Annotated in this window: 17 protein-coding genes; 3 read left to right on the forward strand and 14 right to left on the reverse strand. The window is 67.4% G+C overall.

The annotated features are described in order from the left end of the window. Positions 1-150 precede the first annotated feature (150 nt). From ACN0T5_RS15555 to ACN0T5_RS15570, 4 genes are all read right to left on the reverse strand, one after another. Positions 151-597, reverse strand: coding sequence for a cytoplasmic protein (locus ACN0T5_RS15555; RefSeq protein ID WP_417769523.1), 447 nt, complete (start codon positions 595-597; stop codon positions 151-153). Between the two features lie 83 nt (positions 598-680). Next, positions 681-1,538: a 23S rRNA (adenine(2030)-N(6))-methyltransferase RlmJ gene (locus ACN0T5_RS15560; protein ID WP_417769524.1), complete on the reverse strand. Its 858-nt coding sequence runs from the start codon at positions 1,536-1,538 to the stop codon at positions 681-683. Beyond that, positions 1,535-2,056, reverse strand: a complete 522-nt coding sequence (locus tag ACN0T5_RS15565; protein WP_417769525.1) for a GNAT family N-acetyltransferase — start codon at positions 2,054-2,056, stop codon at positions 1,535-1,537. The genes ACN0T5_RS15560 and ACN0T5_RS15565 overlap by 4 nt, the downstream gene beginning before the upstream one ends. A 260-nt stretch (positions 2,057-2,316) precedes the next feature. Continuing rightward, positions 2,317-3,141 (reverse strand): cold-shock protein, encoded by an 825-nt coding sequence (locus ACN0T5_RS15570; protein WP_417769526.1) that lies wholly within the window; start codon positions 3,139-3,141, stop codon positions 2,317-2,319. A 541-nt stretch (positions 3,142-3,682) separates the two neighbouring features. On the opposite strand from ACN0T5_RS15570, the gene ACN0T5_RS15575 reads away from it, so the two are divergent. Together ACN0T5_RS15575 and ACN0T5_RS15580 are read left to right on the forward strand one after the other, a co-directional pair. Then, entirely contained in the window at positions 3,683-4,342 is a 660-nt protein-coding gene (locus tag ACN0T5_RS15575) for an MBL fold metallo-hydrolase (RefSeq protein WP_417769527.1), read from the forward strand. A 116-nt stretch (positions 4,343-4,458) separates the two neighbouring features. Further along, entirely contained in the window at positions 4,459-4,725 is a 267-nt protein-coding gene (locus ACN0T5_RS15580) for a hypothetical protein (RefSeq protein WP_417769528.1), read from the forward strand. Between the two features lie 67 nt (positions 4,726-4,792). Here the strand turns inward: ACN0T5_RS15580 and ACN0T5_RS15585 are convergent, their stop codons facing one another. The 10 genes from ACN0T5_RS15585 to ACN0T5_RS15630 form a co-directional block, all read right to left on the reverse strand. Continuing rightward, positions 4,793-5,767: a DUF1402 family protein gene (locus ACN0T5_RS15585; protein WP_417769553.1), complete on the reverse strand. Its 975-nt coding sequence runs from the start codon at positions 5,765-5,767 to the stop codon at positions 4,793-4,795. A gap of 293 nt (positions 5,768-6,060) precedes the next feature. Further along, on the reverse strand, positions 6,061-6,504 hold the full coding sequence (locus ACN0T5_RS15590; protein WP_417769529.1) for a DUF6665 family protein: 444 nt from the start codon (positions 6,502-6,504) through the stop codon (positions 6,061-6,063). Between the two features lie 14 nt (positions 6,505-6,518). Then, positions 6,519-7,646 (reverse strand): anhydro-N-acetylmuramic acid kinase, encoded by a 1,128-nt coding sequence (locus ACN0T5_RS15595; protein ID WP_417769530.1) that lies wholly within the window; start codon positions 7,644-7,646, stop codon positions 6,519-6,521. A gap of 52 nt (positions 7,647-7,698) precedes the next feature. After that, a complete protein-coding gene (locus tag ACN0T5_RS15600; protein ID WP_417769531.1) occupies positions 7,699-8,160 on the reverse strand; it encodes a hypothetical protein in 462 nt (153 codons plus the stop codon). A gap of 91 nt (positions 8,161-8,251) precedes the next feature. Beyond that, positions 8,252-9,232 (reverse strand): heparan-alpha-glucosaminide N-acetyltransferase, encoded by a 981-nt coding sequence (locus tag ACN0T5_RS15605; protein ID WP_417769532.1) that lies wholly within the window; start codon positions 9,230-9,232, stop codon positions 8,252-8,254. A 33-nt stretch (positions 9,233-9,265) separates the two neighbouring features. Next, positions 9,266-10,171: a DMT family transporter gene (locus tag ACN0T5_RS15610; protein ID WP_417769533.1), complete on the reverse strand. Its 906-nt coding sequence runs from the start codon at positions 10,169-10,171 to the stop codon at positions 9,266-9,268. A gap of 44 nt (positions 10,172-10,215) precedes the next feature. After that, a complete protein-coding gene (locus ACN0T5_RS15615) occupies positions 10,216-10,374 on the reverse strand; it encodes a hypothetical protein (protein WP_417769534.1) in 159 nt (52 codons plus the stop codon). Positions 10,375-10,516: 142 nt separating this feature from the next. Continuing rightward, positions 10,517-10,927 carry a DUF3775 domain-containing protein gene (locus ACN0T5_RS15620; protein WP_417769535.1) on the reverse strand — a complete coding sequence of 137 codons (411 nt, stop codon included), beginning with the start codon at positions 10,925-10,927 and terminating at the stop codon, positions 10,517-10,519. A gap of 133 nt (positions 10,928-11,060) precedes the next feature. After that, positions 11,061-11,249 carry a hypothetical protein gene (locus tag ACN0T5_RS15625; RefSeq protein ID WP_417769536.1) on the reverse strand — a complete coding sequence of 63 codons (189 nt, stop codon included), beginning with the start codon at positions 11,247-11,249 and terminating at the stop codon, positions 11,061-11,063. After that, positions 11,249-11,515 (reverse strand): hypothetical protein, encoded by a 267-nt coding sequence (locus tag ACN0T5_RS15630; protein ID WP_417769537.1) that lies wholly within the window; start codon positions 11,513-11,515, stop codon positions 11,249-11,251. Before ACN0T5_RS15630 ends, ACN0T5_RS15625 begins: the two co-directional genes overlap by 1 nt. Before the next feature lie 267 nt (positions 11,516-11,782). Between ACN0T5_RS15630 and ACN0T5_RS15635 the strand changes: the two genes are divergently transcribed. Further along, positions 11,783-12,898 carry a PAS domain-containing protein gene (locus ACN0T5_RS15635; RefSeq protein WP_417769538.1) on the forward strand — a complete coding sequence of 372 codons (1,116 nt, stop codon included), beginning with the start codon at positions 11,783-11,785 and terminating at the stop codon, positions 12,896-12,898. Positions 12,899-13,558: the final 660 nt, after the last annotated feature.

A 13,558-nucleotide genomic window follows, 5' to 3' on the forward strand; every position in this document is an offset into this window, starting at 1 on the left:
GCGACCAGGAGAGCGCGAGCACGTAATAGTCGAAGGCGCCGGGTCGCTCGGCGCGCGCATCAAGGGCGGCGGCGACAAGCAGCACCGCCGCCAGAAAGCCGGCGGCGAGCCGCCTTGCGGAGGCCGGGAGCCTCGGCACGAGAAGCCTCGTCAATAGGAGCGCGCCGTGCGGCAGCGCGCGTCATAGACCCGCCAGGGGTCGATGCCGGCGACGCATGCCTCGAGCGCCCAGGACAGGCCGACAAAGCCGCTGTGCTCGGTGATGGCGTAGTAGACGCGGCGCTGGCGGCCGTCGCTCATCATTGCCCGCGCCTCGCAGAAGCGGCGGGCATAGGGGCTGGGACGGTCGACGCTGTAGCCCGTCTCGACGATTCGGTGCATTTCGCGGATGGTGATGCCGCCCGAATAGACGGCGTCGGCTCGCGCGACATGGCCGATGACGGCGCGCTGGACCGCCGCTTCCTCGCAAGCGGGTATGCGCGGTTCGCCGTTCCAGGAAAAATAGGGCCGATCCTGCGCCTGTGCCGAAAGGCAGAAGCCGGCGAAGGCGGCCGCGTACACGATGGCGCGCAAGGCGTGGCGGTGAAGGGCAGGCATGCGGGCGTCTCCTCGGCCGGTGCGGTCAGCTGGACGATGCGGCAGGGCGCCGTCACGGTCAAGCCTTGGCGAGGCGGTGGCCTTCACGCGGTTTCGCCGGTCAGGTCGAACACCCGCCATTCGGCGCCGCGGCCCTGCTGCAGGACACCGGTCAGCCAGGGAAGGATCGTTTCCAGCTCGCCCTTCAGCGTCCAGGGCGCGTTGATCATGATCAGCCCGCTGCCCATCATCGGCTTGTCGGCGGTCGCCCGTCCGGCGAAATGCTCGGCGACCATGATCCGCGTGATGCCGGACACCGACATGGCATCGTAGAACCGCTTGACCAGCTTGCGATCCTTGATCGGATACCAGGCCATGTAGACGCCGGTGCCGAAGCGGCGCCACGCCTTGTAGAGGCCGGAAGCGAGCTGTTCGAACTCGTTGGTTTCCTCGAAGGCCGGGTCGACGACGATCAGGCCGCGCTTTTCCTTCGGCGGCACGAAACCGCGCAGCGCGTTCCAGCCGTCGAGCTCGATCGTCTTGGTCTGGTAGTCGCCATCGAACAGTTCGGCGAGTTTCACCGCGTCGAGGGGGTGCATCTCGGTTGCCGTCAGCCGGTCCTGCTCGCGCATCAGCTTGCGGGCGAGCAGCGGCGAACCGGGATAGCGCTCGAGCTTGCGGCTGCCCTCGTTGAAGCTCGCCACCACATCGAGCCAGGGCGCCAGCAGGGCCTCGACCTGGGGCGGGCGCTGTGCGTCCAGCACGCGGGCGATGCCCTGGCGCCATTCTCCCGTGCGCTGGGCCTCGCCCTTGGTGAGATCGTAGAGGCCGAGGCCCGCATGGGTGTCGATCACCCGGAAGGCGGAAGGCTTTTCCTTGAGATAGGTGAGGATGCGCGCGAGCGTCGCATGCTTGAGGACGTCGCCGATGTTTCCGGCATGAAAGGCGTGGCGGTAGTTCACCGGCTTGCGCTCCCCGTTGCGTTGGCCGCGAGCGGCCGGGACAGATAGACGACGGCCTTGTCGCCGAGATCCTGCGCGCCGATCTCGGCAAAGCCGAGCCTCTGGTGGAAGCGCAGCGAGCCGGGGTTGGGCGGCCGGGTGTTGACCTCGCAGGCCAGCGGGGCGGTGGCGCGCGCCGGCTCGGCGGCGAGCCGCGCGATCAGGTCCTGGTAGAACAGCTGCCCGATGCCGGCCCCGCGTGCCTCCGGTGCCAGCGCGATGCGGTCGACATAGGCGAAACGGCCGAGATTGTCCTTCAGCCATGTGAAGTTGCGGCTGTCATAGTCGGCGCCCTGGTCGAGGCAGACGAGCAGGCCGACAAGGTCCTCGCCGCGAACCGCGACAAGCGTGTGCACGCTCATCTCGGCAAGCGCGAGAAGCTCCGCCTCGCTGAGGCTGTTGACGGCGGGAAGACTGGCTTCGTTGACGCGGCGCGCTGCCCCGGCATCGGCGGGGAGGAAGGGACGGATATCGATCATCGTGGTTCTTGATGCGTTCCATGCCGCGCCGCGTTTCGCACGCCCGAGGGAGAGGCCGTGACGGCGGCGGGAAAAAGGGAGGCGGCGGCCCCTTGCCGGAACCGCCGCCGCGATATGTTGGCCGTGATGCGGGCGTGCCCGCGGGTGCCGGATGGCACCGGCGAAGGACAGGCAAACCGGCCACGGTGCCCGTCATGTCCGGCGGGCAGGCCCGGCCGGGTGCCCGGACGGTGGCCATGAGGCCGCCATCCGCGCGAGGATCACTCCGGCTGGTCGCCGCCGCCTTCCTCGATTTTCAGCTCGACGGCCTTGGGGCCCTTGCCGTGCCGGTCCGGCTCGGTCTCGAAAGAGACGCGCTGGTCGCTTTCAAGGCCGGTCAGGCCGGAGCGCTCGACCGCCGAGATATGGACGAACACGTCGGCATCGCCATTGTCCGGCATGATGAAACCGAAGCCCTTGTCGGCCTTGAAGAACTTCACCGTGCCAAGCTGCCGGGGGCCGCGTTCGGCCGGCGGGCCGCTGCGCCGGGGACCCCGGTCGGCGTCACCGCCGCCGCGAGGTCCGCCGTAACCGCCGCCACCCTCGCGAGGGCCGCCATAACCACCGCCACCGTCACGGGAACCGCCGCCATATCCGCCGCCGCGCGGAGCGCCGTAGCCGCCTTCGCGGGGGGCGCCATATCCGCCGCCGCCTTCACGCGAACCGCCGCCGCCATAGCCACCGCCGCGCGGTGCGCCATAGCCGCCGCCTTCGCGCGGAGGTCCGCCGTACCCGCCGCCGCGCGGGCCACCGCCCTCACGCCGGTTGTCCGGTCCGCGATCGCCGAAGGACCGCGAGGGACCGCGATCGCCGCCGCCGAAGCGGTCGCCGCCGCCAAACTGGCTCTCCGGAAGAAATCCCGGCTCGCCGCCCTCCGGGCCGCCCCAGGCGGGCTCGCCGAAATTGTCGCGGCGGCCACCGCGTTCCGGCTTGTTGCGCTTTCCGTGATCGGGACCAGCGCCGAACTCGTCCCCGTCCCCGCCATAGTCCTTCGAACCGCCGCGCCGTCTGCCTTGCCGACGGTTGTCCGAACGCCAGTCATCCATGTCCAAATCACCTTGTATGAGCCTGCTGGTCCGCCGGGCTCGCCGATCACACTCTTCTGACGCACAGGGACCTTTGTGCTCTTGCCCTGCGCCGCCAGGCTTCAATCGCGGTCGTCATCCGCACCGGATCGCACGTCACCCTTGTCGGAGAGGCGTGGTGTCCGTGTGGCATGACGGTTTTCGGCAACCTGCCTGTCGCGTGACCTGCCTGTCGCCGAACCACCCGAACTCATGCTCTTCGGCAACCATGCACCGCTCCAGCCCTGCCAACCGCGGCGATATCATACGGTCTGAGGGGGCTTTCGGGCAAGGAAAACCCGGAGAAACCGACACCCTGTCGTCTTTTTCGAAGCATTTTCGCGAAAGCGCCGTTTCGTCCCTGTGCGAATTGACAGGAGCCGTGGCGGGCCGGACGGCGGGCGGTTGCCAGTGGCGCATCTGCCGGGCTACGAGGGAACAGGGCATTCCTTGCCGAACGCGCAACCGGCCGAAAGCGGCCAGGCGGGCATGCGAGCGACCGGACACAGCAACAGGAGACGTCATGAGCGAGCCAGAGGGCACGGAACCGCCGATCCAGATCATCATCGTGCCGGTGACGGCATTCCAGCAGAACTGCTCGATCGTCTTCGACAAGGCGACGAAGGCGGGCGCCGTGATCGATCCCGGCGGCGACGTGGAACGCATCCTTGCAGCGCTGCGCGAACATGACGTCAAGGTCGAGAAGATTGTCCTCACACACGGTCATATCGACCATGTCGGGGGCGCGGCCGATCTGGCGGAGGCCCTCGAGGTGCCGGTGATAGGCCCGCATGAGGGGGATCGCGAGCTGATCGCCCAGGTGGAGGACCAGGCGCGCCAGTTCGGCGTCGACGGGGTGCGCGCGGTCGAGCCCGACCAGTGGCTTGCCGAGGGCGACGACCTGACCATGGCCGGCCGCAGTTTCGAGGTGCTGCATTGCCCCGGCCATGCACCGGGCCATCTCGTGTTCTTCGACAGGGAGCTGCGCTTCGCGATTTCCGGGGATGTGCTGTTTGCCGGATCGGTCGGGCGGACCGACCTTCCGGGAGGCGATCACGAGACGCTGATCGCCTCGATCCGCGACAAGATGCTGCCGCTTGGCGACGACGTGACCTTCCTGCCCGGCCATGGCCCGGCCTCCACCATCGGCCATGAGCGGGCAACCAATCCCTTTCTCAGATAGGCATTGGCGGCAAACGGCGGTCGCGTGACGGGCATCACGGCTTCATGGCCGGTTGTCGCGTTAGGGTCCTGGCAGATGGCCGGAGCGGTTCCGGTCGGAAACAGGAGGACAAACCCATGCGCAAGATGATGCGGATTGCCCTGGCTGCCGCGATGGCCGCCACGATGACCGCCGGTACCGCCGCGGCCGAGGACAACTCGAACCGCCAGATGCGGCTGGACCGGCTGAAGGAACAGGACATGCGCGGCGGTCCCTATATCCGCGGTGGCCACGGCCCGACGCTGACCCGCTACAAGGTCTGCAACGTCATGCCGACGCCGGTGCGCGATCCCTATACCGGCGCCAGTGTGTATGTGATGAAGGAAGTGTGCTGGATGGAGTGACGACCCGTCCGCCGCGACACGCGGCACTTTCCGGAGCGGATGGTGGCGGGGAAACCGCCACCGCCGGTCACAGCAGGCTCTCGATGACCTCGAGCTTGTCGTTCACCAGCCAGCCGTAATAGTTCTCTTCCGGCCATGTCTGGGCGCCCGCCGCCCGTCGCCGGCGAAAGTCCGAGGCCCGCGCCCAGGGATCTCCCAGGTTGTAGAGCGTGGCCGTAAGGCCCGGGTTCTTCGAGATGTCGACCCGCCCCACCGACTTGTAGGCATCGATGGCATCGCGCAGGATCGCGGCCATGTAGTGCAGCGACTTTCCCGGATCCATCGCGGCGCTGTAGATTTCCTGTTCGTTCTTCGCCGAGAGCTTCGAAAAGCCGCTGGTGCGGGCGACCTTGTCGCTCATCATCAGCACCGTCAGCGGCGACAACTGGCCAAGCCCGAAGCTCTGGCCGGCGAAGAGCGGCTGGAAGAAGGCCTCGTTGAAGGTCTTGTCGGGAAAGCGGTCGCCATCGATCCGCTTGCCGCGAAACGAGGCGTTCCAGACCCTCTGGTAGCAGTTCCAGAGCGTGTTGCTGTCCTGCCGACCGTTGTTGCAGCGGCTGAATTGCGGCCGCTTGACGAAGTCCTCGACATGTTCGCCGCCGAGCGAGAATTCCATGCGCACGCCGGCATAGCTGAGCGCCTTCACATAGTATGACTGGGCGCTGTCGAGACTGTCGTAATTGTAGGTGTGCTCGCCGATGATCGCGCCGAGCATGTGGACAGGATCGATGCCGTAGAGGCCGGCGACGCGCTTGATGTCGCGGATCAGGCGCGAATCCCGGCGCAGCACGCCGATGATCCGGTCGAATTTCGCGTCATAGGCGGAGTTGCTGGCCGCCGTGCGGCGGGCGGACGCGAAGGGAATGCGCGGCTGGCGGGCGTTGCGGTTGCCCGCAGGGACGGTGTTCGCCGCCGCCGCTCCCGTCACGAACGAGGGAAGCCCGGCAAGCGGTGCCATGTCGAGGGGAAGGGCGAGCAACAGGGTTGCCGCCATAGCGCGCAGGGCGGTGCGCGCGCGCCGCGCAAAAATCGTTGGTCGTGTCATTCCCGCTTCCAGCCGCCGCTCGTCCGCCTCGCCCCTTGCATATACCGGGGCGAGGTGCGTTGGGAAGGACGACCGGGCCACAGCCTGAACAAATCTTTGCGCGCAAGGCCCGTCCCCTGCCTGTTCGGCGGGGCTGGCCATGCACGCGGCCGGGCGGGAACGGAAAAGGCTGAAACGAATGGATTTCATGCAGGAATGGCCGCTTGTCTTGTCGGGTGCGAGGGCTGGGTGAAGCGATGCGGGACGGCCGCTCATCGGGGCTGTGCCGTCGCGCGGATGCCGGTGCCGGTGCCGGTATCGGTATCGGTGTCGGGCGGGGAAGGAGGGTCCGGCGGATCTGCCGCGGTGGCCGCCGGCCCCATCAGCAGCTGCACCGAACGGGGGACGGCGAGTTCCTTCAGGAACCCGCCATGCCGGCGAAGGCCGCAGAGCTCGCGCTGGATGAGGCTGTGCCAGAGCGCCTCCGCCGCTTCCGCATGGCGTCGGCGCCAGCGCGCGCGCACGGCATCGATCTCGTCCGGGGAGGCGGCATGGAAGCGTTCGCCGCAGCGGTGCAGGCTGGCAAGCGCGCTTTCCAGCGCCTTGTTGAGCCGGACGAGCGTGGCGATCTTCTCGGCCGCTTCCTCCTGTCGCAGCGCCTCGCCCAGCGGGTCGTCGCTGCGGGGGCGGAAAATCTCTGGTGAGCGGAGCGACATGGCGGGCCCCGCGTTCAAGCGCGCGCCGGCGGGTGCGAAACACCCCCGGTCATCGGCCGGGCGACGCCGGTGCTGGTGGGGAAGCTGATCGGCAGGCCGCGCAGGGTGCGCATGGCCAGCAGCGCGAAACACTCGGCCTCGATCGCATCGCCGCGCCAGCCGAGGTCCTCGGCGAGCAGCACCTCGACCCCGGCCCTTGCCGCGATCTGCTGCCGCATCACCGGATTGCGCCGGCCGCCGCCGCACAGGACGAGGCGGGCGGGGCGCCTCGGCAGGACATCGAGCGCACGGCCGACCGCGCCGGCGGTGAAGGCGGTCAGGGTCGCGGCGCCGTCCTCGGCGCCGAGCCCGTCGGCCATGGCGGAGGTGAAGTCGTTCCGGTCGAGCGATCTGGGATAGGCAGCGGCGAGATACGGGTGGTCGAGCAGGCGCGCCAGGCGCTCCTCGTCGACCCGGCCGGAGGCCGCCAGGCGGCCGTCGCGGTCCATCTCGCCAAGTCCGTGCCGGCCGATCCAGTCATTGAGCGGGGCGTTGGCGGGGCCGGTGTCGAAAGCGTGGGGGAGCCCCCTGTCGTCCACCCAGGTGATGTTGGCGACCCCGCCGAGATTGAGAACGGCGGTCTCGGGGCCTGCTTCCGTCCGGCGCAGCAGGGCGGCGTGGTAGATCGCCGAAAGCGGCGCGCCCTGGCCGCCGGCCCGCATGTCGGCGCTGCGGAAGTCGTTGACCACCGTGATGCCGAGCCGGCTGGCCATGGCGCGGCCATCGCCAAGCTGGCGTGTGCGCCCTGTCCGTTCGGGCGTGGGAGCACGGTGAAGCACCGTCTGGCCGTGGAAACCGACAGCCGCGACCTCGCGGCGGGGCAGGCCGATATCCTTGAGGAAGCCGGCGACGGCGTCCGACTGTGCCTCGGTGACGCGGGCCTCGGTCCTTGCGAAGATCTCCGGCTCGTCGCCCTCGAACGCCCAGTCCGCCGCGCTGGCCAGCGTCTCGACAAGAAGCGGGCGCAGGTCGTGCGGATAGGGCGCAAGCGTCCAGGCGCCGAATTCGGCGATTTCCTCGCCGTCGGTTCTCAGGAGGGCGATGTCGATATTGCCGTCGAGGACGGTGCCGGTCATCAGGCCAATGGCCCAGGCGGGTGTCATCTGGGCGCGGTCTCCCGGGTGGTTGTGGTCATTGTCGCGACGCGGCTACGCCCTAGCATTGGTGGCTGTAGGTAAAGACCAGCGTGTCGGTCGTGACCGCATCGGTGGGGTGACACTGCCGGTTGACGTTGCGGGTGCCGGATACTGTCACCTGAAGCTGGTCGGGGCGCACCGGGCCGGCGACGGAATAGACTTGCGGCTGGCCGGGGCAGTGGCGGGAGAACACCCGCGCCGTTCCCTCGTACCAGTTGCCGCGCTTGACGCCTTCGAACAGCAGCGTGCCGGGCATGACGCCGGCCCTGCGCAGTTGCGGGCGGGGATTGTCATAGGTGAACCAGCGGCGATTGCCCGATGCCTGCAGGCGCATCACCGACCCGTTGTGCATCCAGCAGCTTTCGGCGGCGGCCGGCGCGGGCATCGCGGCGAGCGTGCCGAGCATCAACGCGCCGGCGACAAGCGGGCGAAGCACCGCACCCGTCAACCTGCTGATGGTTATGGTCTTGTGGTTTCCCATGTGATCGTCTCCCCGGCCTTGCGCACTGTAGCACGACATTGCCGTGCTGGCGCGGCGCGGGCAGTGATGTGCGTCACGTTGCGCCCGCCCGTCAGTCCGCATCCAGGTTGGAGCGGCCGCGGCACTGGCCGTAGCGATCGTTCAGCGCGGCGCCGAGTTCGGCGTCGTCGGGGCGCTCCAGCAGATCCTGCCAGATGCCGTCCGAGCGCAGCGACCGCAGCGTGCAGGCGCAGGCCGCCGCGCATCCTTGTGCGTCGCCGGACAGGCTGCAGGTGAGGGTGCATTGCTCGACAAAGGCGGTGCTGGTGCGGTCGGGGGCGAGGCCGGCGGTCACCGCCAGCCAGACCGCGCCGAACAGAAGCGGCTGGTGCACCAGATAGACAAGCAGCGAATGACGGCCGGCGAGGGCCATCGTCCGGCCTGTCCGCCCCGTTGCCCGCCAATGGCGCGCCCTTGCGGGAATGTCGCGCAAGATCGCGATCCTGCCCGCGACGAGGCCGGCAAGGATCGCGGCCAGCCAGGGGAACAGCGGCACATAGTCGACCGAAAGCGGCGGGTGCGCGACAAGCCCGGTCCAGGCGAGCCAACTGTTGCCGGCGAAGTTCAGCGAGACCAGAAGCGGCAGCGCGGCCGCGAGCGCTGCGGCAAGCGCGGTGACAACCACCGGCAGGCGAACGAAGGGGAGGGCCACCAGCGAGCCCGCGGCGAGGGCGTGCAGGATGCCGAAGCGGACATACTGCTCGCCAAGGGCGAAATAGGTGACAAGGCTGATGGCGGCCGCGGCGAGCCCGATGCGTGCCGCGCGGCGCAGGGCGGGGCCGATGCGCAGGCCGTCGCGATGGGCCAGCGCCAGGCCGATGCCGACGAGAAACAGGAAGCTGCCGGCGATGGCGATGGCGAAGCCGCGCCAGGCCGGGTGGGAATCGACCGGCCAGTCGACCACGCCGAACCATTTCATGTCCCAGGACAGGTGATAGACGGCCATGGTCGCCAGCGCGATGCCGCGCGCGACGTCGAGGGCATCGATCCGCCCCCGTGGCTGCTGCGCGCCCGCTTCGCTTGTCATGGCCATGCCGCAGACACTCCGTTGTCGGCTGGTTTCCGGTCAGACCCGGTTGGGGCGCAGGCGCCACCGGTTCCAGGAGATCATCGGGACGAGTTGCACCGCAATGATGGCAAGGAAGATCAGCAGGCAGCCCGCCAGGCCGGCGGCATCGAGCCTTTCGCCCAGCAGGAGAGCCCCGAAAAGGGCTGCGAAGAGGGCCTCGGACGAGAGCAGGATGGCGGCATCGGCGGCCCGCGTCCAGCGCTGCCCGATGGCCTGCAGCGTGAAGGCGAGGCCCCCGGAGATCAGGCTTGTATAGAAGAGTTCGGGAGCGGCTGCCCACACTGCCGAGAGCGTGACCGGTTCAAGCAGCAGGCCGGGCAGCAGCGCGGCGGTGCCGACCACGGCGAACTGCCAGCATGACAGCGCCAGCGGACGCGCGCTCGTGGCCGCAAGTCCGCCGATAAGGCCGACATGCAAAGCCCAGAACACGGCACATACGAGCATCAAAAGGTCGCCGGTTCCGAGCGCTTCGAGGTCGCCGCCGCTGAGCAGCCAGATGCCGCCGAGCGTCACCAGCGAGGCGGGCCAGGCGACCGCATGCGGCCTTTCGCGAAACACCACGAGCGCGAGCAGCGGCGTGAGCACCACATAGATGCCGGTCAGGAAACCGGCATTGGTCACCGTGGTGGTCAGCAGGCCGACCTGCTGCAGGGTGATCGCGGCGAAGAAGACGAGGCCGAGCCCGGTGAAGCGCAGGCCCATGCCGACCGTCAGCGGCCGTTCCGGGGTCCTGCGTCCTTCCGCGAGGGCGAAAGGCAGGACGGCGGCGGCCGCGATCAGAAACCGGACGCCGGTAAAGGTGAGCGGCCCCAGATGCGCCATCGCCGTGGCCTGGGCAACAAAGGCCGATCCCCAGAAAAGGGCGGCGAGAAGCAGCAGCGTGTTGGCGAGAAGGCGGCTCATGGGCACCCGCTATCCGAAAGCGGGGGTGCCTGCAAGCGGGAGCTTCAGCCGTTCGGGAAAGCGAAGCAGAAAACGAGGGTGAGGACCAGTACCGCGACGGTCACGCGCAGGGCGATGGGCCAGGGGGATGTCTTCTGGACGGCAATCGTGTCCGACAGGCCGGTGGCCAGATCGTTCGTCGGTGCCTGGTTCGTGAAGCTCATGCGTCGTCTCCGCCAATCCCCTCGCGACCAGAGAATTCAGGCGGCATGGTTAACAAACTGTAAAGCGTCGCGTCGCGACCCTTCGCACTTATCCCAAGGAAAGTGCGTGGCATTCGTTGTCTGTGGAAAAAACAAGCCGCGGCTAGAGGTCGAGCGCTTCCAGCCCGGCCTCCAGGTGGTCGGCGAAAAGCGGCATGCCGATCAGGTAGTTGGCGGTGGAGCGCAGGGCCCGGTCGCGGGCCTCGCCGACGGCCTGGTTGAGCTCGTCGGCGTCGTAGTCGCCACGCCCGATCCAGACCAGCGCGACCAGTTCCGCGGCCTCGTCGACATTAAGGTCCTCGATCAGTTCCAGCAGTTCCTCGACGGAGAGGTCGTCCGATTCTTCCTCCGCCAGCCCGTCATGGGCATGCGAGTCCTGCAAGGTGTCGGTGTCGAACTCGATCTCGTGGTCGTTGCCGGACTCGTAGCCGCCGTCATTGGCGGCTGCCGCTGCCCGCGCCTTCTGGACAAACATCCGGATCGTCGCCGGAGAAAGTGTGAGATCGACCGCCATCCTTCGAAACCCCGCCTCGCGGAACCTGCCGTTCCACGAGCCTACGCCCGGATTGTTGCGAATGCCAGTGGGGGAGGGAGGCTGGAGAGGCGAGCGGGAAGCGCGGTCCGGGCCGGGAGACCGTCAAGGAGGGTCAGCGTTGCTCCGTGGCCACCGGTTGCTGGCCGAGGTCGCGGATCGTTTCGGTGAGCGGGCCGCCGAACAGGGTCAGCGAGGTTGCGAAAAGAAGGCCGACCGCGACGGCGACGGCAAGAAACATGGCCGCGCGCTCGTCCTCGGCGCGCCGCGAGACACCGAGGGTGTCGAATGTGCCGCGGCGCATCACATCTGCCTGTCGTCGGTGTCGCGCTGGCGCAGGCTGGCGCGCAGGCCCTGCGTCATGCGGCTGCCCAGCAGGGTCAGGACGATCAGCATCGAGCCGAAGGCCAGCGCCAGCAGGCCGATGGTCCAATCGTCGGCGGCGGTCGTGTTGGCGGCGCGGGCACTCGAGGCGATCAGCACGGCGGGAACCGAGCCGATGGCGGCGATCGCCACCGCGCGGATGGACTTGCCGAAACTTGAATGGCGTGTGGAGCTTGTGGAACGCATGACTGGTACTCCGGGGCTTCGTGCAATTTCGATGTTGCGAAGATGGCCGCGGATATGGGCTGCCTGAGGCCGCCAATCGGGCGCTTCCGGTGTCATTTCGCGGCGGAACCAAGGCAGGGGACAGCGCGATCATGACAGTGGAGGATGCGATTTTCCGTGATCGCTTTTACGAAATCGCAGGAGCTTTGCGCGAAGGTCCGGACAACGCAGCATGTCGGCCGAGCGCCAGGGGGACCCGGGGCGTCTGGCGAGAACCGGAAAACAAAAATGGACGCGATGGAGAAGGCTGAGCGGCACCCGGTGCCGGCGGATGCGACGGCGGCAGGCCAGCCGGTTGCCAGAGACGGCGGAACACCGGCGATGTCGGTGGCGGGCCTGAGCTTCTTCATGGTCGACATCCAGGCGAAGCGGGTCGTCTGGCTCGAGCCGCGATCCCTCGACTTCGAACAGCGTTCCGGTCTCAACGACGCATCGCTGTCGACGGCGATGCGCCATATGGCGCAGAACGACCAGAAGCAGATCCTCAGCCTGATCCAGCTTGCAGTGAAGAACGGTTCGGCGGGCCCGGTCGAGCTTGGCGGCGATGACCTTGGTGCGGGGCTTTCCCTGGTGGCGATGCGCTACCAGGCCGAGGGCGGGCGAACCTTCGTCGTTGCCGTCTCGGGCTCGGAGATCGAGGACGAGGCAAACGGCACGGCGGTGCGCGGCGTTGCGCCGCTCATCCGTCATCTCGTCGAGGACAGCGACAAGGCGGTGCTTGTCGTCGACAGTTTCGGCTATCTGCGCTACGCCAATGACGCGCTGTACAAGCTGTTCGCCATTCCCGATCCGTCGCTGTGCATCGGGCGCAACATTGCCCACATCCCCAATCGCGTCGGCAAGACCCTGACATCGGTGGTGCTGACGACGCTGGCGCGGCGCGCGCCGATGGACGGAAGCAAGCGCTTCTTCCTGGCGAGCGGCGATTCCATGACGCTGAATTTCGACCTGATCCCGTTCCGGGTCTCGGCCGGGCTGGGCGGCGTCGTTTTCTCCGCCTCCAAGATCAAGGAAAGCGGCATCGACTTCCAGCAGATCTTCAACTGCGTGCATGCGCCGATGCTGGTGGTCGACATCAAGACGCGGATGCTGATCTCCGCCAACAATGCCGCCCGCAAGACGTTCGCGGTGACCGAGCAGCTGATGGAATCGGCGCCGATCACCGAGACCATGCTGCATCCCAAGACCTTCCTGAGCCTGATCGAGCATGCCCGCAAGGGGGGCAACACGCCCCTGCAGGCGACGGTCAGCGGTTTCGACGGCGTTTCGCGGAGCAAGCGCATGCGCGCGACCGTCATCGATGCGGGCACCGCCCACTACCTGCTGATCGAGAGCAAGCACTAGCGCCAGCGGACGTTCAGGCTTCGGGCGCGGTGCGAGCCGCATCCCGACCCTGAACGGGCGAAGTCCGGCGCGGCCAGCGCAAGCCGGCGGCCGGTCGGGCCGGCGCGCCTCCCGATCCTTCACGGACGTCCCGGTTCGGTGTTGCCCCTGTTCTGACGGCCATCGCAAGGTGCCTGGCGGCTGCGGCGCGCCTCCTCGACTTGCAGGGCATCGCCGTGGACGGTGACTGGCGTCCTGTCCTCCCGCCGCATCACGCGAAGGCTGCGCTTCTGCCTCGATGGCGGTTGCGCAGTGTGGCCGAGGCGCCGGCAGGCGGGCTGCACTGCGAAAAACGTGCCGAGACTTTCCTGCGCTTCACCCCTGGAACAAGATTTCCGACGAATGTCTCAAACAGACACGAGCGTTCGAAATTCGCACTTTTAGCATTGCAACTATAAGTAGATCATCGATATACGAATGTAAATATTCTCTATGAAATACATGCAACACGTAATTTAAAATGTTTAATTTATGTAACTAAAATTCTGTTTACACAATTTTAGCGTGAAATGAAAATTATAAAGGCTTGTAAGGCGTGAATCGCAAGTCGTTGTGCATTCCGGTCGAGATTCCATCTCGGGAACGAGCGTTGTGTCATGTTCAATATTATAAGAATCAGCA

The sequence above is a fragment of the Stappia sp. genome (genome assembly GCF_048261845.1).
Classification (GTDB): Bacteria; Pseudomonadota; Alphaproteobacteria; order Rhizobiales; family Stappiaceae; genus Stappia.

Coding starts and splice junctions, on each gene's coding strand:
- ACN0T5_RS15570 (WP_417769526.1), bottom strand. CDS start 3,141: ATGGATGACTGGCGTTCGGACAACCGTCGGCAAGGCAGACGGCGCGGC.
- ACN0T5_RS15615 (WP_417769534.1), bottom strand. CDS start 10,374: ATGAGCTTCACGAACCAGGCACCGACGAACGATCTGGCCACCGGCCTG.
- ACN0T5_RS15605 (WP_417769532.1), bottom strand. CDS start 9,232: ATGGCCATGACAAGCGAAGCGGGCGCGCAGCAGCCACGGGGGCGGATC.
- ACN0T5_RS15595 (WP_417769530.1), bottom strand. CDS start 7,646: ATGACACCCGCCTGGGCCATTGGCCTGATGACCGGCACCGTCCTCGAC.
- ACN0T5_RS15620 (WP_417769535.1), bottom strand. CDS start 10,927: ATGGCGGTCGATCTCACACTTTCTCCGGCGACGATCCGGATGTTTGTC.
- ACN0T5_RS15600 (WP_417769531.1), bottom strand. CDS start 8,160: ATGGGAAACCACAAGACCATAACCATCAGCAGGTTGACGGGTGCGGTG.
- ACN0T5_RS15625 (WP_417769536.1), bottom strand. CDS start 11,249: ATGCGCCGCGGCACATTCGACACCCTCGGTGTCTCGCGGCGCGCCGAG.
- ACN0T5_RS15555 (WP_417769523.1), bottom strand. CDS start 597: ATGCCTGCCCTTCACCGCCACGCCTTGCGCGCCATCGTGTACGCGGCC.
- ACN0T5_RS15580 (WP_417769528.1), top strand. CDS start 4,459: ATGCGCAAGATGATGCGGATTGCCCTGGCTGCCGCGATGGCCGCCACG.
- ACN0T5_RS15610 (WP_417769533.1), bottom strand. CDS start 10,171: ATGAGCCGCCTTCTCGCCAACACGCTGCTGCTTCTCGCCGCCCTTTTC.
- ACN0T5_RS15575 (WP_417769527.1), top strand. CDS start 3,683: ATGAGCGAGCCAGAGGGCACGGAACCGCCGATCCAGATCATCATCGTG.
- ACN0T5_RS15565 (WP_417769525.1), bottom strand. CDS start 2,056: ATGATCGATATCCGTCCCTTCCTCCCCGCCGATGCCGGGGCAGCGCGC.
- ACN0T5_RS15630 (WP_417769537.1), bottom strand. CDS start 11,515: ATGCGTTCCACAAGCTCCACACGCCATTCAAGTTTCGGCAAGTCCATC.
- ACN0T5_RS15635 (WP_417769538.1), top strand. CDS start 11,783: ATGGACGCGATGGAGAAGGCTGAGCGGCACCCGGTGCCGGCGGATGCG.
- ACN0T5_RS15590 (WP_417769529.1), bottom strand. CDS start 6,504: ATGTCGCTCCGCTCACCAGAGATTTTCCGCCCCCGCAGCGACGACCCG.